The sequence below is a fragment of the Pseudomonas sp. AC172 genome (genome assembly GCF_979258595.1).
In genome coordinates this window covers 6,089,650-6,113,587 of the sequence record NZ_OZ409868.1, presented here as the reverse complement: position 1 = coordinate 6,113,587, position 23,938 = coordinate 6,089,650, and the positions used below count along the sequence as shown (strand labels likewise).

Annotated in this window: 20 protein-coding genes; 6 read left to right on the top strand and 14 right to left on the bottom strand. The window is 60.6% G+C overall.

Annotated elements, in window-relative coordinates; translation table 11 throughout:
* Nucleotides 1–893 precede the first annotated feature (893 nt).
* Both ACZ0A4_RS27485 and ACZ0A4_RS27480 read right to left on the bottom strand, forming a co-directional pair.
* The gene (locus ACZ0A4_RS27485; protein WP_463577082.1) at nucleotides 894–1,682 is read right to left on the bottom strand and encodes a response regulator transcription factor; all 789 of its coding nucleotides are present in this window, start codon (nucleotides 1,680–1,682) and stop codon (nucleotides 894–896) included.
* A 126-nt stretch (nucleotides 1,683–1,808) separates the two neighbouring features.
* Nucleotides 1,809–2,279 (bottom strand): A24 family peptidase, encoded by a 471-nt coding sequence (locus ACZ0A4_RS27480; RefSeq protein WP_463577080.1) that lies wholly within the window; start codon nucleotides 2,277–2,279, stop codon nucleotides 1,809–1,811.
* Between the two features lie 75 nt (nucleotides 2,280–2,354).
* Here ACZ0A4_RS27480 and ACZ0A4_RS27475 point away from each other — a divergent pair, with 75 nt between their 5' ends.
* Complete coding sequence (locus ACZ0A4_RS27475; protein WP_463577079.1) at nucleotides 2,355–2,798, top strand: TadE/TadG family type IV pilus assembly protein; 444 nt, start codon at nucleotides 2,355–2,357, stop codon at nucleotides 2,796–2,798.
* Nucleotides 2,795–5,548 (top strand): PAS domain-containing sensor histidine kinase, encoded by a 2,754-nt coding sequence (locus ACZ0A4_RS27470; RefSeq protein WP_463577078.1) that lies wholly within the window; start codon nucleotides 2,795–2,797, stop codon nucleotides 5,546–5,548. The genes ACZ0A4_RS27475 and ACZ0A4_RS27470 overlap by 4 nt, the downstream gene beginning before the upstream one ends.
* Here ACZ0A4_RS27470 and ACZ0A4_RS27465 read toward each other — a convergent pair.
* From ACZ0A4_RS27465 to ACZ0A4_RS27445, 5 genes are all read right to left on the bottom strand, one after another.
* Nucleotides 5,545–7,533 (bottom strand): pilus assembly protein TadG-related protein, encoded by a 1,989-nt coding sequence (locus ACZ0A4_RS27465; RefSeq protein WP_463577076.1) that lies wholly within the window; start codon nucleotides 7,531–7,533, stop codon nucleotides 5,545–5,547. The genes ACZ0A4_RS27470 and ACZ0A4_RS27465 overlap by 4 nt on opposite strands.
* Before the next feature lie 238 nt (nucleotides 7,534–7,771).
* Nucleotides 7,772–8,329: a DUF4136 domain-containing protein gene (locus tag ACZ0A4_RS27460; protein WP_463577074.1), complete on the bottom strand. Its 558-nt coding sequence runs from the start codon at nucleotides 8,327–8,329 to the stop codon at nucleotides 7,772–7,774.
* Nucleotides 8,330–8,383: 54 nt separating this feature from the next.
* Nucleotides 8,384–8,998: a DUF4136 domain-containing protein gene (locus ACZ0A4_RS27455; RefSeq protein ID WP_141125803.1), complete on the bottom strand. Its 615-nt coding sequence runs from the start codon at nucleotides 8,996–8,998 to the stop codon at nucleotides 8,384–8,386.
* Between the two features lie 12 nt (nucleotides 8,999–9,010).
* A complete protein-coding gene (locus ACZ0A4_RS27450; protein WP_064117277.1) occupies nucleotides 9,011–9,760 on the bottom strand; it encodes a methyltransferase in 750 nt (249 codons plus the stop codon).
* Nucleotides 9,760–10,062, bottom strand: a complete 303-nt coding sequence (locus tag ACZ0A4_RS27445) for a MazG-like family protein (RefSeq protein WP_463577072.1) — start codon at nucleotides 10,060–10,062, stop codon at nucleotides 9,760–9,762. Before ACZ0A4_RS27445 ends, ACZ0A4_RS27450 begins: the two co-directional genes overlap by 1 nt.
* A gap of 245 nt (nucleotides 10,063–10,307) precedes the next feature.
* Between ACZ0A4_RS27445 and ACZ0A4_RS27440 the strand changes: the two genes are divergently transcribed.
* On the top strand, nucleotides 10,308–10,601 hold the full coding sequence (locus ACZ0A4_RS27440) for a hypothetical protein (RefSeq protein ID WP_007914623.1): 294 nt from the start codon (nucleotides 10,308–10,310) through the stop codon (nucleotides 10,599–10,601).
* A 201-nt stretch (nucleotides 10,602–10,802) separates the two neighbouring features.
* Nucleotides 10,803–12,152 carry an MATE family efflux transporter gene (locus ACZ0A4_RS27435; protein ID WP_463577070.1) on the top strand — a complete coding sequence of 450 codons (1,350 nt, stop codon included), beginning with the start codon at nucleotides 10,803–10,805 and terminating at the stop codon, nucleotides 12,150–12,152.
* On the opposite strand, the gene ACZ0A4_RS27430 is transcribed toward ACZ0A4_RS27435, so the two are convergent.
* From ACZ0A4_RS27430 to ACZ0A4_RS27400, 7 genes are all read right to left on the bottom strand, one after another.
* A complete protein-coding gene (locus tag ACZ0A4_RS27430; protein ID WP_463577069.1) occupies nucleotides 12,146–13,021 on the bottom strand; it encodes an alpha/beta hydrolase in 876 nt (291 codons plus the stop codon). The two genes, ACZ0A4_RS27435 and ACZ0A4_RS27430, sit on opposite strands and share 7 nt — an antisense overlap.
* Nucleotides 13,022–13,038: 17 nt before the next feature.
* Nucleotides 13,039–13,833 carry a DUF4123 domain-containing protein gene (locus ACZ0A4_RS27425; protein ID WP_463577067.1) on the bottom strand — a complete coding sequence of 265 codons (795 nt, stop codon included), beginning with the start codon at nucleotides 13,831–13,833 and terminating at the stop codon, nucleotides 13,039–13,041.
* The gene (locus ACZ0A4_RS27420) at nucleotides 13,830–15,161 is read right to left on the bottom strand and encodes a type VI secretion system Vgr family protein (RefSeq protein WP_463577066.1); all 1,332 of its coding nucleotides are present in this window, start codon (nucleotides 15,159–15,161) and stop codon (nucleotides 13,830–13,832) included. The genes ACZ0A4_RS27425 and ACZ0A4_RS27420 overlap by 4 nt, the downstream gene beginning before the upstream one ends.
* Nucleotides 15,162–15,394: 233 nt before the next feature.
* On the bottom strand, nucleotides 15,395–17,308 hold the full coding sequence (gene speA, locus ACZ0A4_RS27415; protein WP_034151560.1) for an arginine decarboxylase: 1,914 nt from the start codon (nucleotides 17,306–17,308) through the stop codon (nucleotides 15,395–15,397).
* Nucleotides 17,309–17,527: 219 nt separating this feature from the next.
* Nucleotides 17,528–17,899, bottom strand: coding sequence for a translation initiation factor Sui1 (locus ACZ0A4_RS27410; protein ID WP_007914613.1), 372 nt, complete (start codon nucleotides 17,897–17,899; stop codon nucleotides 17,528–17,530).
* Between the two features lie 188 nt (nucleotides 17,900–18,087).
* Complete coding sequence (locus ACZ0A4_RS27405) at nucleotides 18,088–18,645, bottom strand: NUDIX hydrolase (protein ID WP_463577065.1); 558 nt, start codon at nucleotides 18,643–18,645, stop codon at nucleotides 18,088–18,090.
* Between the two features lie 3 nt (nucleotides 18,646–18,648).
* Entirely contained in the window at nucleotides 18,649–19,716 is a 1,068-nt protein-coding gene (locus tag ACZ0A4_RS27400; RefSeq protein WP_141125796.1) for a DUF2333 family protein, read from the bottom strand.
* Nucleotides 19,717–20,149: 433 nt separating this feature from the next.
* On the opposite strand from ACZ0A4_RS27400, the gene gcbA reads away from it, so the two are divergent.
* Both gcbA and ACZ0A4_RS27390 read left to right on the top strand, forming a co-directional pair.
* Nucleotides 20,150–21,820, top strand: coding sequence for a diguanylate cyclase GcbA (gene gcbA, locus ACZ0A4_RS27395; RefSeq protein WP_463577063.1), 1,671 nt, complete (start codon nucleotides 20,150–20,152; stop codon nucleotides 21,818–21,820).
* Between the two features lie 51 nt (nucleotides 21,821–21,871).
* Nucleotides 21,872–23,818 (top strand): methyl-accepting chemotaxis protein, encoded by a 1,947-nt coding sequence (locus tag ACZ0A4_RS27390; RefSeq protein WP_463577061.1) that lies wholly within the window; start codon nucleotides 21,872–21,874, stop codon nucleotides 23,816–23,818.
* Nucleotides 23,819–23,938: the final 120 nt, after the last annotated feature.

Sequence of the window (23,938 nt, the reverse complement as noted above, 5' to 3'; positions counted from 1 at the left end):
GACTGACCGCGTTGTCTGGGAGAGCTACGCCGACATGAAATACCGAGTCGAATTCAGATTCTGAAACAGATCAAAAGCCCCTCACGCTAGCCCTCTCCCGGAGGGAGAGGGGACTGACCGCGTTGTCTGGGAGAGCTACGCCGACATGAAATACCGAGTCGAATTCAGATTCTGAAACAGATCAAAAGCCCCTCACGCTAGCCCTCTCCCGGAGGGAGAGGGGACTGACCGCGTTGTCTGGGAGAGCTACGCCGACGGGAAATACCGAGTCGAATTCAGATTCTGAAACAGATCAAAAGCCCCTCACGCTAGCCCTCTCCCGGAGGGAGAGGGGACTGACCGCGTTGTCTGGGAGAGCTACGCCGACATGAAATACCGAGTCGAATTCAGATTCTGAAACAGATCAAAAGCCCCTCACGCTAGCCCTCTCCCGGAGGGAGAGGGGACTGACCGCGTTGTCTGGGAGAGCTACGCCGACATGAAATACCGAGTCGAATTCAGATTCTGAAACAGATCAAAAGCCCCTCACCCGCTCCTAACCACTCAACAGGATGAGCGTTAGCTCGGCTGCAGCTTTTGATCTGCTGGCCCCTTCGGCAGGCTGAGCGCAGGGATTGATCCGGGGGGTAGGCGCGCAGCGCCGTTCGACGAAGTCGAACACATCGAAAGGAGGTGCAGCGAAGCAAACCGGAAGCGATGCCCCCGGATCGATCCCGGAGCGAAGGAACCCCGAGCCCCAGCGAGGGGCCGAACGCCGGGGCCCAGCCTTTTGGTTACTTTTTGGCGTCTGAAAAAGTGACCCGCTGTAAGAGCGGAACCGCCAGCGGCAACACCCGCAAAAACGGATATTCACCCAAACCACCCACAACATGGTCGGCCCACAGGCCGCCAAGTCAATGCGCCGTAACCCGCTGCCGAGAAGCAGAAGCACTCGGCGACAGAGCCAAAGCCAACTGCGTCCGATTATGCATATGCGTCAACCGCAACACCTGCGAAACATAAAGCTTCACAGTGTTCTCGGTAATCCCCAACTCACAGGCAATCTGATAATTGGTCTGCCCCTTGCCCACCAACCGCGCCACATCCAATTGCCGCGGCGACAACTGATTGAAAATCGCCGGCATCTCCTGCGCCTCGGCCTCGACAGGCTCACCACCCAACACATCGCGAACCACCGCCGACGGACTGCGCCGCACCTTGTCCAGATCCTGATAAAGGTCATCGATCGATTCAGACAAATACTGCAACTTCTGATTCAAATGCCCCAGTTGCAGATTCTTCTGCCGCTCCTGCAACGCCACCTCCTGTCGCCGCACCCCTTCGAGCAACTCGTCCATATCAATCGGTTTCTGATAATAATCGGCAATCCCGGCACGCAACGCCTTGATCACATCCTGCTTGTCGGCACGCCCAGTGAGCATGATCGCCTCGAACGCCCGATGCTTGCCGGACAGCCGCTGCAACGCCTGAATCAACTGAATGCCATCCATGTCCGGCATGTGCAGATCACTCAGCACCAGACCGATTTCCGCGTCCTCACTGAAACGCTCAATCGCCTGCAGACTGGATTCGCAGGGCACACAGCGATACCCGTTACTTTCAAGAAACTCGCACAGCTCCTCCACAATCAATGGCTGATCGTCGACCACGAGGACTTTTACCGCAGACGTAAGCTTGTTCACGTGCTACTCCATGTCCCAGGCCAAAGCTGACCATTCCTGTACTGCCAGCCTTTGGCTGTATAACCAGTTCCTTTGAAAGTAGACGCACTTTCCGACTATGTACATAGAACTAATGGCGCTTGGCGACTAATGGATCCAAAGCAGCGCGAGCACCGACCCGATCAGCACGAACGGCGCAAATGGCAGCTTTTTTGACAGGTCAGGGGCCAGATATCGCAGGCGTTCTCTAAGCCCTTGACTCATATGGAGCCAGACTCTTGGCGCCAGCAGCAGCCAGATCAGGCTGGCGACCCCCGCACCAATAAACACGCCCAGAATGAACAGACCGTCCGTCGCAAGGCCAAGAGCTGTCATTAATTTCACATCGCCGGCCCCCATCCGGCCCATGAAAAACCCCGGCAGGGTCAGCACCAGTGCGATCAGGCAGGCCCAACCGCCCTGCCCTGCGTCAGCGCCCAGCCAGGTGCTGCCAGTCCACAGCAGATAGATCAACGCCAACGCCGCTACACCGAGGGTCAATCCATTGGCAATGCGCCGCTGGCGGGCGTCTTGCGCCGCGCACAGCCCCAGCCAGATCAAGAGGACAAAACTGTACATCGGGTAAAAACCGTCCATTTTTGCGGAATGATTCTATGCTGATACTACGCAGTGACAGTCAGGGTAGACGCACTCATGAAAACCGGCTTTCGGAAGTCGCAAAAAGGTGCGGTGGCGATCGAGTTCGCCTTGGTGTTCATCATTTTTTTCGCCGTGTTTTACGGCCTGGTCAGTTACAGCCTGCCCTTGGTGATGATGCAATCGTTCAACCAGGCCACGTCCGAGGCGGTTCGCCGCAGTGTCGCGGTCGATCCCAACACGCCCAACTACTCAACGGTGGTGATCAACACCGCGAATGCCACGCTGACCCAGCAATTGTCCTGGATCCGGCCGATATTCAATCTGGTGGTCGGCGTTGACACCAGTGTCCAGTACAGCGCCTCCGGCCTGCTGACGGTGCAAGTGAATTACCCAGTCAGCAAACTCAATCAGGTCATGCCGTTTCTGGTGCTGCCGGGTATCGGCACGGTGCCCAATCTGCCCCCTTACCTGACCGCCTCGTCGAGTCTGCAATTTTGACGTCGGGGGACAAACTGTTCGGGCGCCTGCTCAAACGCACACCGCCCGCCACCCACGAATTGCCCGACCCACTCGGCTCCCCCGCGACAGGCTTGCACCTGTACCTGAACGATGACGGTGGCGTGCTGCAAATGGCCGGGCCGCTGCGGCATCTGCTGGCGCCGTTCAAACCTCAAGATCAACCCTTGCCACTCAGCACCTATCTGCTGCCCCACAGCATGTTGACCATCGAAGGTCGCCCGAGGGAGTGGCAGGGGCTCTTGCTGGACCTCGACTTCTTCGGTCTGGGCGAGCAAACCGTGCACCTGCGCGGCTGGGTGCAGCCGCAGGGCGAGGGCTGGCTGATGCAGCTGATCGACATCGCCGACTTGTTGTTGGAACGCCAACAATCGCGCCAGCGTGATGCCTGCCAATTGATTGCCGGGCAAATCAGCGAACAGTTACGCGCGTGCAGCCAGATGCGTTTGCCGGTGATCGCCAGCGAGCAATTGCAAGTGATTGCCCAGCGCTGGCACATCCCTTGTCTGGCGCTGGCCCTGCTGGATGATGAGGAACAAGGGTGGCAGATTTATCAGCAGTATCGCGCCCACGATGCACCGATCCTGTGGCATGACGGCCAGCGCCTGGGCACGCCGCTGGACAGCCTCAACGGCGCCGTGCCGCAACGCATCGGCGCACACCATGGCCTCGATGAACATTCGCGGGTGCAGGCTTTGTTCGGCAGTGCCGAAGGTTTCGCGGTGCCGTACAGCGATGAACGCGGTGTGGTGGCCTGGCTGCTGTTCGGGTTTTATCCCGTGGACAGCGCCGCGCCGTACCTGACCGAGCGCGACTGGATGACGCTGGTCGGCGCACTGGCCGGACCATTGCTGGGGCGCCTGCGCGAACAGCAACATCACCTGCAACTGGAACGTATCGAGTCGCTGCAAACCCTGCTGGGCACCGGTTGGTGGGAGATCCTTGCCGGTGACAAGCACATTCAACTGGCGCCTGCGTTGGCGGCGGCCCTGAGCGTGAACCCTGGCGGATTACCGCTGGAAAACTGGCTGGCGCAAATCCATCCCGCCGACCGCGAAGAGCTGCGCAGCCGTCTGCAGGCCTTGCAGCAACACGGTGAGGCCCTGACGCTCTCGGTACGCCTGCACGGTGGCGATCCCGCGCAGGCGCCCACGTGGTATCGCGTGCAGGGCCAAGTGATTGGCAACGCTGAGCAGCGGCGGCTGGTCGGCTTCATGCTCGATATCAGCGACATCCAGAACCAGCAACAACGGGCCGCCGCCGCACATGCGCGGCTCGACAACCTGATCGCCAGTTCACCGGCGGTGATTTACGTCCAGCGGTATCACGAAGGCGCGCTGATCCCGGCGTTCTTCAGTGCCAGCCTGCAACCGCTGCTGGGCTGGAGTCTTGAGGACTGTGGCAACAGTGCACTGATCGACATGATCCACCCTGACGATCGTGACCTGTATTTCGCCCGCAGCCGCCAGCTGTTGCGCGAGGGTTCAGTGCGCGCGCGTTATCGGCTGCGCGACCGGCATGGTGAATATCACTGGCTGCTTGATGAAGCCAAACTGCTGCGCAATGACCTCGGTCTGCCGGTAGAAGCCGTCGGTTTGTGGCTGGACGTCACCGAAGCGACCCTGGCGGCCGAGCAGGTGAAAAAGAGTGAAGAGCGCTACCGGATTCTGGTGGAGGACTCACCGGCGATGATCTGTCGTTATCGTCCAGACCTGATTCTGACATTCGGCAATCGGCCGCTGGCGACGTATCTGGAATGCACGCCGGAGGAACTGCCGGGGGTCGATCTGGGCAGTTGGATGTCCGAGGAACAACGCGCCGCATTCGTCCAGCGTCTCGGATCACTGACGGCGGAGCACCCGGTAAGTACCGCAGAAATCAGCCTGCAACTGCCCGGCCGCGAACACGCCTGGTGGGTCTGGTCCGATCGCGGCGTGTTTGATGAACACGGTCAATTGATCGAAGTGCAAGCGGTGGGCCGCGACAACACCGAGGTGCGCCGCTCGCAGCAACAGCTCACACAAAGCGCGAAAATGGCCACCCTTGGCGAAATGGCCACCGGCCTCGCCCATGAAATCAATCAGCCGCTGAACGTGATGCGCATGGCCATCGTCAACGTGCTCAAGCGTCTGGGCAACGGCGATGTGCAGATTGACTACCTCACCGACAAGCTCAATCGCATCGATGCACAGGTGCAGCGCGCGGCGAAAGTCGTCGACCACATGCGCGTATTCGGCCGGCGTTCGGAGATCGAGCAGCAATTGTTCAACCCGGCCTCGGCCATCGAAGGCACCCTGTCGCTGCTGGCCGAAGGCATGCGCGGCAAAGGCGTGGACTTGCGCATCAGTGAGACCGGGTTTGAGGTTCAGGTGCGTGGCTACGTTGATCAGATTGAGCAGGTGCTGATCAACCTGATGGTCAACGCGCGCGATGCGTTGCTGGGCAAACGCGAGAAGGATTCATCCTTCAAACCGTGGATTTCGATCTATGCCGAACGTGATGAACAGTACGTGCGGCTGTGGGTCGAGGACAACGGTGGCGGTATCGACCCTCGTTTGCTGGAGCGGATCTTCGAGCCGTTTTTCACCACCAAACCGATCGGCGTCGGCACCGGGCTGGGGTTGTCGGTGAGCTACGGCATCATCGACAACATGAGCGGCCGGTTGAGCGTGCGCAACTCGGTGGAGGGCGCGCGGTTCTGCATCGAATTGCCGATTGCCCCTGATGCCTAGATCACCAGATAGGCCTTACCGGTCTGGCCGCAGGTCATGTTGGCGCCGACGTCGACATCCATCAGGTTGATACCCAGACCTTTGAGCAGGTTGTTCAGCAGCGGATCGAGCAACGGGCTGATCAGGTTGGTCACCACCGGCAGCAATTTGCTGGTGACATCGCTGATCAACGAAGCGACGCCGGTGACAACGGAGCCCAACGGATTGCTGCCCTGCGGTTTGTAGACGATCAGATTGATCCCCGCGAGGGTGTTCGACAGGCTGCCGACGATGTTGTTGGCTGGCGCTGCCGGCAAGATGCTCGGCGGCAGTTTGAGGTTGGCCGGGGTGGCGAACGGTGTGCTGCTGGAGAACACCAGGTCTTGTGAGTTTTGCGCGACGCTGGTGTCGAGTTTTATCGCAATGCCGCCCGCACCGAATTGCACATGGGAATTGGCATTACAGCCGAACAGTCCGTAACAAGTCTCGATGCCCAAATCGATCAACGCCAATGGCGCGACGGTAGGCTCGGCTGCTGAAGAAAAAGCGTTGGTGGGGTCGATCTTGCCCAGCTTGAGGTCGGCGATGGATGTGATGGTGTGTGCCGTAAGGCTTTTGCTGCCCGTGTTACCCGTCGGGCAGCTGTAATCGGTGACATAGCTTTTCGCACCGCCGGCATCAAGGCTGATATCGATTTGCGGCGAAGGCAACAGCCTCGGGGCCAGTTGCTCACACCCGGCACCGAGCAGGCAAAGCACTGAATTGAGTGTTGCCGCCAGGTTCAGACTGAGCAGCGCGTTAAGCGTCGGGGTCAGTGCGCCGACCAATCCCAACACAGCATTCGTCAGCCCCGTCACGCCGGACAATACCGGCAGATTCACTGAAACCAGCGTGCGGATCTGCGCCGTACGCACATAAATCCGGTCCGGCCCGGTCGGGTTGGCCTTGGCCCGCGCCGGATCGCCAATCGCAGAGAACTGCGGTGGCTCGATCACTTTCACCCGCACCGTGACATTCGCCAGCCCCAGCACATTGATCGGCAACGTCGCCGCCACCGCACTCTTGCTGTTGGCCAGTTGCACCACGCCCTGAACCAGCTGCAGCAGTTGCAGATTGGCGTCTAATCCTGCCGACGTAGTGCCGGTCTGCAATTGCAGGATGTCACCCAGTTTGACCGGCGCGGCATTGATCGCGGCCACCTGCAATTGGCCCAGCGCAGTGATCACCTGAGCGGTCGCACCATTGAGTTGCACCACGGTCGCCGCAGCCTGAATCAGTTGCGTGACGGTGGCTTGGGTATTGAGTAACTGTGTGTAATTGCCCGCCGCGACGTTGAGATTGATCGCCAGTTGATCAAGGTATTTAAGCAAGTTGATGTCGGTGTTCAGCAGACCATCCCAGCCCAGCGCCGTGAGGTTGACGTTGCCGCCGAGCAGCCCGGAAAACAGCGGGTCGAGGATGTTCGACTGGGCCGTATCAATGCTGGCCAGGGTGCTGCGAATATTCAGTTGCGCCACCGTCGGCTGCGGTTTGGCAGCCACCGCCGAGGCATTGAGCGTGGTATTGAGACTGACCGGTGTGCCGCTGAACAAGGCCTGCACGCCGCCGGCAATACTGGTGGTCACGGTGCGACTGGCGACGACTTTGACCGCCGCCGCTTGCATGGCATCCACCGTGAATGTGCGCAGGCCGGTGGCGGCCGTCACCAAGGTGCCGCATGTGGTGGCGAGGGTGTTGCTGGCATCAACGATGTAGCCATTGCGCACGGCGCTTTGCCCGGCATAACTGGCGGCGCTCAGGCCCGGCAGGCAATTACCGCCACGGCTGACGGCTTCGAGGGCGGCGTTGTCGACCACGCGCTGCAATTTGCGCTGTTCCATGTACAGGCGGCCGGTGTCGACCACCAACAGCAGCATCACCACCGCCAGACTGAGGGTGGCCGCCGCCATCAAGCCAATCGCCCCGCGCTGGCGAGCCGGGCCGTTGAATCGCGAACGAGGCGACATGGCGCACTCCTTTGCCGCTAGCTCCATTGGTGTAACTGAGTGTAGACGCGCCTAATGGCAACGCGCCATTTCGAACAGACAATCATCCCTGTGGGAGCGAGCCTGCTCGCGAAGGCGTCATGTCAGATAAATAACAGTTGAATGACGCCCTGCTTTCGCGAGCAGGCTCGCTCCCACATTAGAATTCAGGGTGGAACAAAAAAATGGAAGCTCAACAGCTCCCACTTTTTTAACGGATTCAACGCGGTGGATAGTTGGCCAGAATCCGCCCGACCGTCTCACGAATGGCATTGCTGCGATCCTCCGGATTCGGCCTGCTGGCGAGCATCTGCTCATCGCTGCCGCGCCACACCAGTTTGCCGTCCTTGCCGTCGAGCAGGTCGATCTGGATGGTCGCGACCTTGTAGGTGATGTTGCGCGTTTCGTTGTACATCGGCGCGCCCCAGTAGCCGTTCCACGGGCCGCCCCAGCCGCCGCCGTAGTTGGTCGTCACTTGCTGCTGACGATCCTCGACGATCAGGTAAGTCTGCACACTCAAGTCACCCTTGCCGCCCGCCGCAGCTGGACGCAAACCGCGCTGGTCAAGTTGATCGGCGACGGCCTGGCGGATGCGTTGCTCGGTCAGGTCGCTTTTGATTCGCGGATCATCGGGGCGATATTGCAGGGCGGGGTCTTTCCAGCTCCAGCTGCGATAGGCTGCAAAGTCGCGGCTGGCATCGAAGTCATGATTGACCTGGTTGGCGGCGCAAGCGCTGAGCAACGCGGCCATGGCCAGTAGAGCGAGACGGCGGAACATGATTTTTCTCCGGTTGAAGACATGAACCTGCGGCAGCTTCTGATGGGCAGGAAGCTAACTGGGAGGATACGCCGACATGGCCTTTTCCACAGCCTCGCGGATCGAATCGGTGCGATCGATTTCGCTGCCCTTGTTCGCGGTTTCGGCACTGGCGCTCCACACAGGTTGCCCAGTGCCGGCATCAAACAGATTGACCTGCACCACCACGACCTGCTCGGAATACGTGCGCACGATCGGCACCGTGTTGTACATGCCGTAACCGCGTCCATAACGATCATAGCCGCCGTATCCGCCGCCGTAATAACCGTAGTCGTCCTGGACCTGACGCAAGCGGGTTTCCAGACGCAGACTGGCGCTGACCAGCAGGTCGGCCGGGCGTTGGTCATGTAACGGGCGCAGGCCGCGCTGATCCAGCGCATTGCTCACCGCTTCGGCCACCTGCGCCGAATCTGCCCACGCCGTGCCTGGCGGCAGTTGCCCGTTGAGCCAGGCCCAACTGCGATAGCGTCCATAATCACGCGGCGGCGCCGGGTATGCGCTCCGGTCGAAAGTGGTGGCGGCCTGTGGCGGCGCCGGCGGCAAGGGCCGCGATTGGGCCACGTAGGGGTTGCTGCTCTGGCAAGCAGCCAACCCCAGACACATCAGCAGTAACCCGGATTGAGCTTTCATTTCGCGCTCCGATCAGATCGGCCGACAGATCCAGTGCAAGTAACGCCCAAGCCCGGCGAAGCTTGGGTGACGACGGTGTGCGAGCTCCATCTCGAGCAAATCCACAAGTTCGGCGCGAGCCTGAAATTCCACCGGCATGTAGTCGTGGAAAACGCGGATCCCGCTCTGGGTTTCGACCTGCCACAAGCCGTCGAGTTGCGTCGCCAATTCCCGGGGATCGAGGGGTTGCTGCGGCGTCAGGCTCTGCTTTTCGCCGGCCATGACGTTCTTGCGCATTTTCTTGAAATGGCCCTTGAGCAAGTTGCGGTAGATCAGCGCGTCGCGGTTGTAGAACGCCAGCGACAGCCAGCCTCCGGGTTTGGTCAGTTGATGCAATACCGGCAGGATCGCGTGGGGTTCGGCGAGCCATTCAAGCACCGCGTGGCAGATCACCAGATCGTACGGTTCGGTGAGTTGCCCGAGCAGTTCCTGCCACGGTGCCTGAATGAACGTCGCGGTTTGCCCGGCTTCAGCGAAACGCTGGCGCGCGCCTTCGAGCATCGGCGCGGCCGGTTCGGTGAAGGTCACGTCGTGGCCGCGCTCGGCCAGCCACAGCGACATATGACCGAGGCCGCCGCCAATGTCGAGCACCCGCAACGGGCGATCCGGCAGCGCTTCGGCCAGGTCAGCCTGCAACACCGCCAGGCGGATCGCGCCTTTGGCGCCACCGTAGATTTTTTCGGCGAAACGCGTCGCCAACTGATCGAAATGCCGGTCGCTCATCAGCTGAACCGCCGTTCGCTGTCGGCGAGCTTGGCGCGCACCACTTCATTCATGTCCAGCCCCAACTCGCTGCACAGCAGCAACAGGTACAGCACGACATCGCCGACTTCCTGCCCGGCGTGGGCGAGTTTGTCTGCGGGCAAGTGGCGCGACTGGTCTTCAGTCAGCCACTGGAAGATTTCCACCAGCTCGGACATCTCGACACTGGCGGCCATGGCGAGGTTTTTCGGGCTGTGAAATTGCCGCCAGTCATTGCGGTCGCGGATGGCGTGCAGGCGTTCGGTCAGTTCAACAAGGTTCATCGGGCTCTCCTGAAGGCGTATAGCTTCGGGGGGATACCCACCAAAGGCAAGCAGCGCAGATGTTCTATTGTGGGAGCGAGCCTGCTCGCGAAAGCGGTGTGTCCTTCACCCCATCAGTTATCTGATCCACCGTATTCGCGAGCAGGCTCGCTCCCACACAGGATTGATGCAAACCTTCTATCATGCAGGGAACTCGGCCACCCGCGTTGTGGCCCAAGGCTCAGCTCTTTCATCAGGATGCACACATGCAGGTAGAAAGCTTTTTCGAATGGCTCGGCCAGGCGCTCGGCTCGGTCATCCGCTTTATCGTCGACGGCCTCAGCGGCCTGTTCAACATTCTGAGCAATGCCGGCGGCAACTTTGTCGACGGGTTGGCCAAGACACTGGGGATGGACACCTCGATCATCAGCATCATCGCGCTGATCGTCGGGCTGATGCTGTTGTGGTCGGCGATTCGGGCGTTCATGAATGCGTCGATCATTGCCGGGATTATCTGGTTGCTGCTGGGGTTGTGGTTGCTTAGCTGGATTATTCATTAGGCCTTATAAGAGCCCCTCACCCTAACCCTCTCCCGGAGGGCGAGGGGACTGACCGGGTTGTTCTGCAGAAATACGCCGACTTGCGATACCGAGTCGAACTCAGGTTTTGAAAACGCCAGAGATCGGCCCCCTCTCCCTCTGGGAGAGTACTGGGGTGAGGGTGGCTTCTACCGCTACAATGCCGCCCCCCAAGGAGCCCGCATGTCCACTCTGATCGCCGACTGGCGCGACCGCCCGACGCACCGCAAGGTCTGGGCACTCGCCGCGCCCATGATTCTTTCCAATATTTCTGTGCCGCTGGTGGCGCTGGTCGACAGCACCGTGATCGGCCATTTGCCCCACGCCCATCAATTAGGTGCGGTGGCGGTCGGTGCCAGCCTTTACACCTTTCTCGCCTGGGCCATGGGTTTTCTGCGCATGGGCACCACCGGATTTGCCGCGCAGGCCGCCGGGCGCAGCGACGGTGCAGCGTTGCGGCAGATTCTGTTGCAGGGTTTGCTGTTGGCGATGGGGCTGGCGCTGGTGCTTGGCACTTTGGGTGTGCCGCTGAGCGGAGTTGCACTGCACTTCATGCAACCGTCGGCGGAGCTGGATCAGCTCACCCGGGATTTTTTCCACACCCGCCTGTTCGGCCTGCCGGCGGCGCTGGCCAGTTATGCGCTGGTCGGTTGGTTTCTCGGCACGCAGAACGCCCGGGCGCCGCTGGCGATTCTGCTGACCACCAACCTGATCAACATCGCCCTCAATCTGTGGTTCGTCATCGGCCTGGACTGGGGCGTGGTCGGTTCGGCGCGGGCCTCGGTGATTGCCGAATGGAGCGGCGCCCTGCTCGGCCTGCTACTGACTCGCAATGCGTTGCGGGCGTATCCGGGGCACATTGTCTGGGCGGCGCTGAAGATCTGGCAGAGCTGGCGCCCGTTGCTGGCGGTCAACCGCGATATCTTCATTCGCAGCCTGGCATTGCAATCGGTGTTTTTCCTGATCACCGTGCAAGGCGCGCGGCTGGGCGATTCGACGGTGGCCGCCAACGCGCTGCTGCTCAATGGCTTGCTGCTGACCGCACATGCGCTGGACGGCCTGGCCCATGCCGTCGAGGCCCTGTGCGGACACGCCATCGGCGCCCGTGATCGTCTGGCTCTGCGACGTTCGCTGGTAGTGGCCGGCGGCTGGTCACTGATCGCCAGCCTCGGCTTTGCCACACTGTTTCTGCTCGCCGGGCACCTGTTCATCGAGATGCAGACCGACATCCAGAGCGTGCGCGACACGGCGTTCGCCTACCTGCCCTACCTCGCCGTGCTGCCGCTGATTGCGGTCTGGAGCTACCTGCTCGACGGCCTGTTCATCGGCGCCACCCGCGCGCGGGAAATGCGCAACGGCATGCTGATCACCGTGGCGCTGTTAATGCCGTTCGCCTGGGCATTGCAAGGTCTGGGCAATCACGGCCTGTGGATAACTTTTCTGCTGTTCATGGTGTTGCGCAGCCTCACCCTTGGTGCGCAAGCCTGGTGGCTCAAGCGCAGCGATGGCTGGTTCAGTGGCGGCGTTCACTGAGATGGAGTGTGGGCGATAAACCCGACCACCTGATCGAGCACCGGCGCCAGTTGCCGCAACGGTCGTGACAGACTGGCGACCAAGGTTATGTGACTGGGACGCGAGTAATACAGGTCCTGCACCGGCACGCCGGCCGCGCGCAGCTTGCTCGCAAGGCCGCCGGTGTTGCGGGTCGGGTTGACCAGATCATCTTTGCTTGCCGCAATCAGCAGCGCGGGTGGTGCGCCGTGACTGACATGATTGATCGGCTGCGATTGTGGCGGTGAGTCCGGCCAGAAGAACACCGGGCGCACCTCAGGGTTCTTGATCGGCAGAAAATCATAAGGCCCGGCCAGACCGATCCAGCCCTGCAAATCTCTGGGCGACATGTCCACCGCCGCAAGCCATTCGCCATCCAGCGCGAGCATCGCCGCGTTATATCCGCCGGAGCTGTGCCCCATCACATACAAGCGCTGCGGGTTGCCGGAAAACTCGCGAATATGCGTTTTGGTCCACGCTACCGCCCGCGCGCCGTCCTGCAAAAACAGTGGATAACGCACCTGCGGATACAAGCGGTAATCCGCCACGACCGTGACTATCCCCCGCGACGCCAGCGCCTCACCGATAAAGCTGTAGTCGAGGCGCGAACCGCTGTTCCAGCTGCCGCCATAGAAAAACACCACCACTGGCGCACCCGGCATCGGTTGATGCGGCACATACACATCGAGCTTCTGCCGAGGGTCGTCGCCATACGCAATGCCCGCGGTTTTGTCGTACGTGCTGTCCGGGGTCAGCGCATTGAGCAACTGGACCGGCGAACAACCGCTCAGCACCAGCAGCAATACACTGCCGAACATTGCGCCGAACCCTTGCCGGAATAAACCTGCCATACGCGCCGAACCTCGCTTCAGGACTGATCGCCGTGCCACTGGCGCCGCACATGGTCAAGCCGCTGTTGTTGAGTCAGACCCACCGGCGGTGGCACCAGCACGGCACGCGGATGCAGCAAGCGTAGCCATAACCAGCCATCGAGCACGGTACGATCGCTGAATCCCAACGCCAGGCCTTGTTGAACATGGGAGGACATCGTCGCGTAATCGGTTCCCAGCGATTGGCACCAGCGCCAGATGTGTTGCTCCAGCAGGCAGGTCTGCAGCCGTTCGCGCTGGCGCCGGGTCAGGCTTTCTTCGATGCTCAGCGGTTCGACGGCAAGCCCGGGGTTGCGCAATTGTTGCCAGCCCTGACTGCCAATCGCGCGGTCGGCCCAGGTGCCGCCGAACCAGCGCAACTGACGGATCGGCCCGAGCCAGCGGCTCAGTTCAGAGGCATCACAGGCGTCGAAGAAATAGCTCGCGGTCTGCCGGTTGTAATAGCTGAGCAAGGCCCGATGACTCAAGCCGAACGACACCGTGAGCATGCGCTGCAAGTGCCTCAGCAGTTGTTGTGCTGTGGCTTCACTGCCCAGCAACAGCCCGCGCCATGTGTTCGGATCGCTCTGACACAGCGCTGCTAGCGCCGGGCAATCGCGCAACTCGATCAACCGCGGACCATGCTCGCTGACCGGCTCAAACTCGGTGCCATCAAACAGCTTGAAGCACCGCACGTCGACAAAGGCCTGGCGCAGTACCCGCAAGGCTTGCGGTGCATCCGGGCCATCAAGCAATAGCCACTGCGCCATGGGCTCAAGCGCCGCGCCACTCATGTTGCGCCGCTCTGTTCAAGGGCGGTGACCAGTCGACAACTGCACACTGGCTCCAGACAGTGGCTGAAACTGCCGCCGCCGGGGATCAGGCACAACAGCAGCAACGGCTCACCGGACGCCAGTAGTTGCTGCAGACCTTCACTCACCAGACTGTCGGGCAGTGGCGGGGCATCGTCGGTGTCGGTGACGGCAAATGGCGGGTGCAGCACCCCGCTGATCATCGGCTGATCCGGATCGCCTTCGAAGAAACTCACCACCACCTCGACGCCATCGCTCAGTGCCGCCATGGGCGTTTGCGCCAGGGACGGCGCGAGCGGTAGCCAGCAGTGACTCGGCGCGGCGCCTTCGCCTTGATAGAGCCAATCGAATTGCACCGCCACCGGTCGCAGGCAATCAGGCTGCGGTTCGTCCACTGCCACCACCCAGGCCCGTTGCAGGCTGTGCATGCGCGATGGCGCTGTGGCTGATGCACACGGCACCTGCAGCGCCCCGTACAAGCGATTGGCATAGGGGCGTTCGAGGGAGGGATCGGCGCGATGTTCTATGCGTGTGAGCAACCATGGGCGATTGCATTCGGCGAAAGGATGACCGGCCAATCGCAGCCAATGACCGCTGCGCAACGCCGCCAGCTCACTTTGACCTTCGGCCTGGTGCAGGCTCGATGAGCTGGCCTGCACGGTCTCTTGCAACTGCCATTGGTGCAAGGTGCACGAAGCGTTATGCCCATCGTCCTCACGCTGATACCGCGCGGCACCGGCCAAGGGCAACTGCGTCGGATCATCGGCAAAAACCAGACAGTGCCGGTCACGGTCGTGCTCAAAGTAATAGTGAATCCGCGCCTGCGCGCACAAGCGCTGGAGCAGTTGCAGATCGGACTCGCGGTATTGAGTGCAGAACGTCCGGGGCGCGTACTCCCCGCGTAACTCGAAGCGGCGCTGGGCACCTACGATCCCGTGCTCCCTGAGCACCTGTTCGATGATCTGCGGCACCGAACGGCCACTGAAGATTCGCTGGCTGAAGCGCAGCGCCAGGCAATCGAGTTTCGGCCCCAGACGGATCCGGCTCAACCGCAAACCTTGTCCATGCTCATGCTGGACAAGGCTCTGCAATTGCCCGTGCACACCCTCCCCCGACGGCCCGAAACACAGGAATGCCGAACGGTACAGCAGGCCGGCGAGATCCAAGTGCGGATCGTCGATCAGCACATCGATCTCGAACGCAAAAGATTCGCTGAGGGCTTCGCTACCGGTAAAGGCCAGGACTTCGAAGGGGTCGGACAGGCCCGCTACATCGAGACGAAACGACGACTCGTTGACTGGTTCGAACATGGGCGGATCTCTACAGGAGGGGCGGCCGGGGATTCTCGCCGAGAGCCATGGCCGAGTAGAGAGCTGAAGTACAACTTAGGAAATGACCTACGCGAAAAGCAGACCGGATGACTTTTCTGGCCGGGAATGCCAAGCCTTTCGCAAAGATATTGGGAGATATCCCACCGAGTCATGCGAATTTTCCACCACCTACAGGAAAAATTCACACAACCCGGCGAGATCGCGACCTGACCTCAGGAAGACAGGTAGGAGGAGCGGGTCAGGCCCAGACGCAAGGCATCGAGAAATTGCGTGCGCTCGCTGGCACTGATGCGGGCACTGGCGCACTTGTCGCGGTAGTGAGTCATCAGTTCTTCCGGCGACAAGTGCACGTAACGCAGCATGTCTTCGATGGTGTCGTGGGTCTCGATGCCAGCGTGGTACACGCTGCCATCGGCGTTCTGGTAGATGTTCACCGAGTCGGTGTCACCGAACAGGTTGTGCATGTCACCGAGGATTTCCTGATAGGCGCCAACGAGGAACACGCCCAGCAAGTAGTCTTCGCCTTCATTCAAACCGTGTACCGGCAGGCTGGTTTCGATGCTCTGCTCGTCGACATACTGGTTGATCTTGCCGTCGGAGTCGCAGGTCAGATCCTGCAGCACCGCACGACGCAGCGGCTCTTCGTCGAGACGGTGCAGCGGGATGATCGGCAGCACCTGGTCGATCGCCCAGGTATCCGGCAGGCTCTGGAACACCGAGAAGTTGCAGATGTACTTGTCGGCCAGCTTGTCATTGAGCTCGTCGAGCACCTGACGGTGCGAACGCTGACGCGCTTTGAGTGAGTTGTGCAGGCGACGGCACACGGCGAAGTAGCACTGCTCGGCCAGGGCTTTTTCAGCCAGGGTCAGTTTGCCGTCGGCGTACTGCGCAGCCACATCGCTCATGTAGTGAGTGGCGCGCCAGTAGGTTTCGGTGACCATTTCGATGTCGGTCGGGCCGAGCAGGTCAACCAGCCACTGCACGGTTTCCGGCAACGACTCCTTGTTTTCGATCTGCGGAATTTCGTCGTTGTGCTTCTCGACGTCGGTGACCTGCACCACCAGCATCGCGTGGTGCGCGGTCAGCGAGCGGCCGCTTTCAGAGAAGATGTGCGGGTGCGGCAAGGCCTGCGCGTCGCAGAATTCCTTGAGCATGCCGACCACGACGCCGGCGTAATCATCCATGTCGTAGTTGATCGAGCTGGCGTTGCGCGAGTGCGTGCCGTCGTAGTCGACGCCCAGACCGCCGCCGACGTCGATGTGATCGACCGGCAGACCCAGGTTGCGCAGCTCTCCGTAGTAACGGATCGCTTCCTTGAAGCCGTGCTGGTAGTCGGCCAGGTTGGCGATCTGCGAACCCATGTGGAAGTGCAACAGGCGAATGCCCTGATCCAGACCGGCCGCGCGGAAACGCTCGACCACCGATAGCAGTTGTGCCGCCGACAGACCGAACTTGGATTTCTCGCCACCGGTGTCGGCCCACTTCGACGACGCCAGCGACGACAGACGCACGCGCAGGCCAACCTGTGGCTTGACCTTCAGCGAGGCGGCTTCTTCGATCACCAGGCCAACTTCGGATTCTTTCTCGATCACGATGAACACATTGTGGCCGAGCTTCTGGCCCATCAGCGCCAGACGGATGAACTCGCGGTCCTTGTAACCATTGCAGACGATGGTGCCGCCCTTCGGCGCCAGTGCCAGCACGGCCAGCAGTTCAGGCTTGGAGCCGGCTTCCAGACCGATGGAAACGTCCTGGGTGGCGATGATGTTCTCGATCACCGCTTCTTGCTGGTTAACCTTGATCGGGTACAGCGCGGTGTACTTGCTCTGGTATTCCAGACGTTCGATGTTCGCATCGAAGGCGCCGGTCAACTGACGGACACGGTCTTGCAGGATGTCGGGAAAACGAACCAGCAACGGCAAGGACAAACCGCTTTTGCGCAGTTGGTCGACTTGCTCGAACAGGTCGATAGGCGAGCTGCTCGGGCCGTTCGGACGAACTTCGACGCGACCGGCGTCATTGATCGCGAAATACCCGGCCCCCCAATGGCGAATCCCGTAAACACTGCGGCTGTCCGCAACTGTCCATTGGCTGCCATCGTCTTTGCGTGTGCGTCGTACGGACATCGAAGTCCCCTATAAAGAAGTCATAGTGCGTCGCCTGATCGCAGGCCGGCGCAGTCTAAAGTATGAAAATGACGGTTCGTCAGCGCGGCGGTAGACCGCACTGACTGCGTGGAGTTTAGAAACCGGTCATGAACAGGCTCTGTGAAAACCATGGAGACGACGCCGGATCTGCAATGTTTCAGCGCCGGATCAAGCCGTAGATGGATTTCACAGAGGCTGCTAGCCGCCGGATTTCTTCGCTTTGAAACCGTGTTTGATCAGCTCAGCCAAGAGTAGCTCGACATGATCGCCCTGGATTTCGATGATGCCGTCTTTCAACGCCCCGCCGGTGCCGCAACGTTTCTTCAACGTTGTCGCCAACTCTTTGAGCGCGTCTTCGGCCAGTGGCACGCCAGTGATGGTGGTCACCGTCTTGCCGCCACGGCCCTTGCTCTCGCGACGCACGCGGGCAATGCCATCGCCGGCCGGGATCACGGTTTGTTTGCAGATACAGGCGTCCACCGGCTTGCTGCATTCCGGGCAATGACGACCTGCGTCGGTGGAAAATACCAGGCCACCCAAGGCGGCGAAGGATGCGGCTTTTTTGGCCACCGGCAATCCTCTTCGGAGGACAAAGACTGATCGCAACCTTGGGCAAGGTCAGCGACCGCGAAGCCCCACTCAGGCAGGGGCAGCGCTACTGCACCGGATGCTTCAATAAAAGCAGGACGGTGCAGCTTGAAAAGGTCGCGCAGTGTAACGGCAAAAATCCCGATTGCTAAGTGCCAATCGGCGCCAATTTATGTGTTCTTTGCGACGTCGCTTTGCTGCGCCTTCAGATAGCGCTTCAACGCGGCCAGAGAGTCCGGACAATAAGGCTTCTGCTCGATTTCCAGCATGACCTGCCCGACCGGAATAAAGCGTGCTTCGAGGACTTCTTCAGGCTGCAGTCTGAGCGGACCGTCCCATACAGCGGAAAACGCCGAACACCAAAGACGATTGCCGGTGTCCTCGAAGTAGAAATGGTCATGGGCCGTCAGCTCTACGCCGCTGACACCCAACTCCTCTTCCAGCTCTCGGGCCGCCGACTCGGCGTAAGTCTCGTCCGCCTGCACCATGCCGCCTGCCGCGACATCCCAGTAACCGGGATAAATCGCCTTGCTCAACGTGCGCCGATGTACACAAAGGTCGCCGGCGGAATTGAACAACATGATGTACGTGCCACGACCGATCAGCCCGCGCTCGCGTAGATCGGCGCGCACCAGAGCGCCGAGCAGGTTGTCCTGCTCGTCGACCCAGGCGATCTGTTCGGCATCGGAGGCGGCGCGATGGGCCGCCTCTTTGGCGTTCTGGCTCATGAATCAGCCCTGATTGAGCAGTTGACGCAAATCGATCACAGCAGCGTTGGCACGGGAAATATAGTTGGCCATGACCAGCGAGTGGTTGGCCAGCACGCCGAAGCCGCTCCCGTTAAGAATCATAGGACTCCAGACCGGTTCCTGCGAGGCTTCCAGTTCACGGATGATCTGACGCACGCTGACCGTGGCGTTTTTCTTCGCCAGCACATCGGCGAAATCGACTTCAATGGCGCGCAGCAGGTGCGACAGCGCCCAAGCCTGACCGCGTGCTTCGTAGAACACGTTGTCGATCTGCATCCACGGGGTCTCGACGACCTCTTCGTCAACCTGCGGCACTTCGCCGATGGCCGGCACTTCGGTTTTCAGCGCGGTGTTGAGTTTGACCCGACCGACACTGGCCGACAGACGTTGCGACAGCGAGCCGAGACGGGTGCCGACATCGCCCAGCCAGTTATTCAGGTTGTCGGCGCGGGCATAGAACAGCGCGTTTTTCTGGGTCGGATCGGACAGACGCGCCTGATAGCGGCTCAGGGAGTTGATGCCTTCCTGGTACTCCGACTCACTCGACGGCAGGATCCAGCTCTTGTTGTCGAAGTTGAAGCGCGGTTCGGCCTTGGCCAGATCGGCGTCTTCCGCCGACTGCGATTGCGAACGGGCAAAGTCTTTGCGCAGAGCGCGGGTCAGGTCACGCACCTGTACCAGCACGCCGTATTCCCAGCTCGGCGTGTTGTCCATCCACAGGCCTGGCGGGAAGCGGTCGTTGGAAATATAGCCGCCCGGCTTGTTGAGCAAGGTGCCGGCGACGGTCTTCAGGGTTTCGACAGTGGTGTAGCCGATCACCATCTGCTTGCCTTCTTTCTCGGCCGCCACCTGGGCATTTTGTGCGACCGGAAACAGCGCCGGCTCCTGGCTCCAGTACCAGCCCAGGCCAATGGTCACCAACAGATAAATGCCGATCAGCGTGGCCAGCGCACGGCTGAACAGCAGCCCGCCCACATAGCTGCGGGCGGCCGACTTCGGCTCGGCGGCTCGTTCAGGCGCGCTGCCCGCGCGGTTTTTCCAGTCCAGCATGGCGATATCCTTTCAAATCTTGGGTTCAACGGTTCGACCACAACCATACAACAACGTGCCAGAGCCGGGCACCCGCGCGTAACGATAAGCCGCAAATCATGTGGGCGAATGACGCTTCGACGATCACTAGGGGAATCCCCGATACGCGCATCTCAGCCAAACGGAAGCCAGAGCGGTAAAAACCCTCCGCCAGTTCATCCAATGCGCAGATCGAAGCGCAACACCCTTTCATCTCGCGCAGCTTGTTTTCCGGCGAAAAGCCCGACTTAAGGGGACTTGAGCGACGCCAAGGTCAAAAATAAAACCGCCCGGTCATAAACTGAATGGTGACGCACTGCAGATTATTGACGTACGACACTCGTGTAAGGGAAAAGAGGTGCTAGCATAGAGCCACCAGTCGATCTCAGCATGCAGCCTAACTAGTAGTCAGGATATGACCGAGCCAGAAGACCCCAGCCGTGAGCGTCTCAAGCACCACTTTGCCCAGCGGGTAATTCATCAGGCACGTCAGATTCTTGAGATATGGCAACGCCTGCAACGCAGTGAGTGGTCCACTGTCGACCTCGCCGAACTGAGCGAGGCCAACCTGCGCCTGCTACGTTTTGCCGAGCGCTTCGAACAGCCGGAACACACTCAGCTCGCGCGCCACATCAGCCAGTCGCTGGAAGCAGTGGACGCCAATCGCGGCCGCCTCAGCAGCGGCCTGATCACTGACCTCAATCGCTTGATGCAACGCTTGTCGCGCACCGGCCTGCGCCATGGCGATCAACTCGACCAGACCTTCCTGCCGCCGCTGCGCAAACCGATCTACGTGATGCTGCAGGACCACGACCGCGCCGAGCGACTGGCCAAGCAACTGGAGTTTTTCGGCTTGAGCGCGCAGGCGCTGGACAGTGTTTCGGCGTTTCGCTCCTCGATGGTCGAGCGCTTACCGGCCGCCATCGTCATGGACGTGGATTTCAGTGGTGCCGGCATCGGCCTGAAACTCGCCGCCGAAGCCCAAGTCGGCCTGGAAGAACCGCTGCCGCTGCTGTTTTTCAGCCTGCACGAAACCGACACGCCTACTCGTCTCGCCGCCGTGCGTGCCGGTGGCCAGGAATTCCTCACCGGCACTCTCGAAGCGTCGAGCCTGCTGGAGAAGATCGAAGTCCTCACCTGTGTCGCCCAGTACGAGCCTTATAAAGTGTTGATCATCGACGACTCGCGTGCGCAGGCCTTGCACACTGAACGCCTGCTCAACAGCGCCGGCATCGTCACGCGCACCTTGATCGAACCGATTCAGGCGATGGCCGAACTGGCGGACTTCCAGCCGGATCTGATCATCCTCGACATGTACATGCCGGCCTGCACCGGTACCGAACTGGCCAAAGTGATTCGCCACAACGACCGCTATGTCAGTGTGCCGATCATCTATCTGTCGGCCGAAGACGATCTGGACAAGCAGCTCGACGCCATGAGCGAAGGCGGCGATGACTTCCTGACCAAACCGATCAAGCCGCGCCACCTGATCACTACCGTGCGCAACCGCGCCGCCCGTGCGCGCAACCTGAAAGCGCGCATGGTCCGCGACAGCCTCACCGGTTTGTATAACCACACACATATTCTGCAATTGCTCGAAGACTGCTCGTTCCGCGCCCGCCGCGAGAACAAGCCGCTGAGCTTTGCCATGCTCGACATCGACCACTTCAAACGGGTCAACGACAGCCACGGCCACCCAATGGGCGACCGGGTGATCAAAAGCCTGGCGTTGTTTCTCAAACAGCGTTTACGCAAAACCGACTTCATCGGCCGCTACGGCGGTGAAGAGTTCGCCATCGTCATGCCCGACACCGATATAGAAGCGGCGCACAAAGTGCTCGATGAAATTCGCCAGCGCTTCGCCGAAATTCATTACCCGGCGCAGCCGCAGGATTTGTGGTGCACCTTCAGTGCCGGCGTGGTGGAAATGCACGACGACTGCGACAGCCTGATGATGGCCAGTCAGGCCGACGAAGCGCTGTACCGCGCCAAGGGTGCCGGGCGCAATCGCGTGCAGACTGCGCGCGACTCAAAGCAAAGTGCCACTTTTTCATCGGATTCCACTGAATCGGTCATAACCCTGTAACAGAACCGCAATAAATTCAGGCGCTTACCATTTCTGCCGTTGGTAGCCGTCATGCGCCTGAAGTTGCTCACCAATCTCAATACGCTGCTGCTGGTCGCCGTGTGCCTCGCACTCGGCGCGACGCTGTGGTGGTCGCAAAAAGCCCTCGAACGCCCGTACCTGTTGATGGAGCGTTATCTTGGCCTGTCGCAGCAATTTCAGAACGAGGTCGCGCGCAACGTTGAGGACTACCTCGGCAGCGGTGATGCCCTGCGCCTGAGCAGCGCCAGTCAGGCCATCGATAGCCTGCGCAAAGAACTCGATGAGTTGCCGCCGGCGCTGGCTGAAACGCTGCGCCCGAGCCTGTCGGGCCTGGATGAGTTCAGCAAAACCGACCTGCTCGCGGCCGGCAAACTGGCCGGAGATCCGCAGGCCTTGCTGTTGCAGGCCGAGCGCGAATTGAGCGCCAGCCTTGAGCAACTCAGCACTTATGCCAACGGTAACGCGGCTTATATGACGCCGCTGCTGGTTGCCTCGCAGCACTTGGGCAAACTGTCGCTGGCACGGGACAAACTGGTCAGCAGCGGTCGCAGCGAACTGGCGGCCGACGTTGAGCGTGAAGTCAGCAATATCCGTACTCAGGCGCAGGCGATTGATGCCCTGCCCTTGCTCGGCGTCGTCTCCAGCAACGAATCGGGCAGCGACGATTTCGCCGCGATGATGGGTATCGAAAACACTGAGAAAACTGTTGCCGAAGACGCCGGTGTCGGCCCCAAACGTGAACTCAACAGCCTCCTCAGCCGCTACCCGGCAGAGTTGGCGCGCACTAGTGAGCAGATCCAGAAACGCGCCGACCTCAGCACGGCGACGCACCAGAAAATCGCCGCCGTACAGCAGGCCATCGCCGGACTTGAGCCGGTCGTACGCGCCCAGCACGGGCAAATTCAAGGCGAAGTGCGCCTGATGCAAGGCGTGATGATCGGCCTGATTCTGCTGATTGGTTTGCTAATCGACACCTTGCAACGGCGGCTGGCCAGTACGCTGACCAATCTCGCTCCGGCATTGTCGACCTGGGCCGAAGGCGATTTCAGCCGCGATATTCAACTGGGCAAGACCAACCGTGAACTGCACGACATTGAAGCCTCGCTCAATCGCTTGCGCGCGTACCTGGTCGATCTGGTCGGGACGATTCGCGGCAATGCCGAGCAAGTCGCGGGCAGTAGTCGTACCCTTGCCGAACTCAGTAACGACCTGCACAGCGGCGCCGAACTTCAGGCCGGCGATACTGCGCTGATCCGCGACTCTCTCGGTGAACTGGAAGCGACCATTCAGCAAGTGGCAGGCGATGCGCAGCAGGCCGCCGATGCCAGCCGTCATGCCGGACTGGCCGTCGAGCATGGTCAAACCGTTATCGGCCAGAGCCTGACCGGACTGCATGCGCTGGTTGGTGAGGTTCAGGGCAACGCACAAATGATCGAGCATCTGGCTGAAGAGTCGGCGACCATCGGCGGCGTGTTGACGGTGATTCGCTCGATTGCCGACCAGACCAACCTGCTGGCACTGAACGCGGCAATTGAAGCGGCACGCGCCGGGGAAATGGGTCGTGGTTTTGCCGTAGTGGCCGAGGAAGTGCGCTCACTGGCACAACGCACCGCAGGCGCGACAGCCGAGATTCAGACGCTGATCGCTGGCCTGCAAACGGCGGCGCGGCAATCGGTCGAAGGCATGCGCGCACAGGTTGAACATGCCGAAGCCACAGCCAATCAGGCGCAAGCGGCGGACGGTGCGCTGGATAAAATTGTCGGTGCGATCCAGACCATTTCCGACACGGCGATCCGCATTGCCGATGTCACTGCGCAGCAGAGTGGCGCGGTCAGCGAGATTCGCGATCACAGCGAGCGGATTCATCAATTGGGTGGGGATAATCTGGTGCGTATCGGTCGTGGGCGCGAACAGGGTGAGAATCTGCTGGTATTGGGCGGGCAATTGCATACGGCCGTACAAGCCTTTCGCGTTTGATAGACCGCTATCGCGAGCAGGCTCACTCCTACGTTGGAATGCATACCCAGTGGGAGCGAGCTTGCTCGCGAAGGCGTCAGTCCAGACACCACAAGTGACCGGATCACATCACTCGGTCAC

What these genes read in the sequence shown, in the direction of transcription:
- ACZ0A4_RS27480 (WP_463577080.1), bottom strand. Translation starts at nt 2,279, where the DNA reads ATGTACAGTTTTGTCCTCTTGATCTGGCTGGGGCTGTGCGCGGCGCAA.
- ACZ0A4_RS27475 (WP_463577079.1), top strand. Translation starts at nt 2,355, where the DNA reads ATGAAAACCGGCTTTCGGAAGTCGCAAAAAGGTGCGGTGGCGATCGAG.
- ACZ0A4_RS27465 (WP_463577076.1), bottom strand. Translation starts at nt 7,533, where the DNA reads ATGTCGCCTCGTTCGCGATTCAACGGCCCGGCTCGCCAGCGCGGGGCG.
- ACZ0A4_RS27460 (WP_463577074.1), bottom strand. Translation starts at nt 8,329, where the DNA reads ATGTTCCGCCGTCTCGCTCTACTGGCCATGGCCGCGTTGCTCAGCGCT.
- ACZ0A4_RS27455 (WP_141125803.1), bottom strand. Translation starts at nt 8,998, where the DNA reads ATGAAAGCTCAATCCGGGTTACTGCTGATGTGTCTGGGGTTGGCTGCT.
- ACZ0A4_RS27450 (WP_064117277.1), bottom strand. Translation starts at nt 9,760, where the DNA reads ATGAGCGACCGGCATTTCGATCAGTTGGCGACGCGTTTCGCCGAAAAA.
- ACZ0A4_RS27445 (WP_463577072.1), bottom strand. Translation starts at nt 10,062, where the DNA reads ATGAACCTTGTTGAACTGACCGAACGCCTGCACGCCATCCGCGACCGC.
- ACZ0A4_RS27440 (WP_007914623.1), top strand. Translation starts at nt 10,308, where the DNA reads ATGCAGGTAGAAAGCTTTTTCGAATGGCTCGGCCAGGCGCTCGGCTCG.
- ACZ0A4_RS27435 (WP_463577070.1), top strand. Translation starts at nt 10,803, where the DNA reads ATGTCCACTCTGATCGCCGACTGGCGCGACCGCCCGACGCACCGCAAG.
- ACZ0A4_RS27430 (WP_463577069.1), bottom strand. Translation starts at nt 13,021, where the DNA reads ATGGCAGGTTTATTCCGGCAAGGGTTCGGCGCAATGTTCGGCAGTGTA.
- ACZ0A4_RS27425 (WP_463577067.1), bottom strand. Translation starts at nt 13,833, where the DNA reads ATGAGTGGCGCGGCGCTTGAGCCCATGGCGCAGTGGCTATTGCTTGAT.
- ACZ0A4_RS27420 (WP_463577066.1), bottom strand. Translation starts at nt 15,161, where the DNA reads ATGTTCGAACCAGTCAACGAGTCGTCGTTTCGTCTCGATGTAGCGGGC.
- speA (WP_034151560.1), bottom strand. Translation starts at nt 17,308, where the DNA reads ATGTCCGTACGACGCACACGCAAAGACGATGGCAGCCAATGGACAGTT.
- ACZ0A4_RS27405 (WP_463577065.1), bottom strand. Translation starts at nt 18,645, where the DNA reads ATGAGCCAGAACGCCAAAGAGGCGGCCCATCGCGCCGCCTCCGATGCC.
- ACZ0A4_RS27400 (WP_141125796.1), bottom strand. Translation starts at nt 19,716, where the DNA reads ATGCTGGACTGGAAAAACCGCGCGGGCAGCGCGCCTGAACGAGCCGCC.
- gcbA (WP_463577063.1), top strand. Translation starts at nt 20,150, where the DNA reads ATGACCGAGCCAGAAGACCCCAGCCGTGAGCGTCTCAAGCACCACTTT.
- ACZ0A4_RS27390 (WP_463577061.1), top strand. Translation starts at nt 21,872, where the DNA reads ATGCGCCTGAAGTTGCTCACCAATCTCAATACGCTGCTGCTGGTCGCC.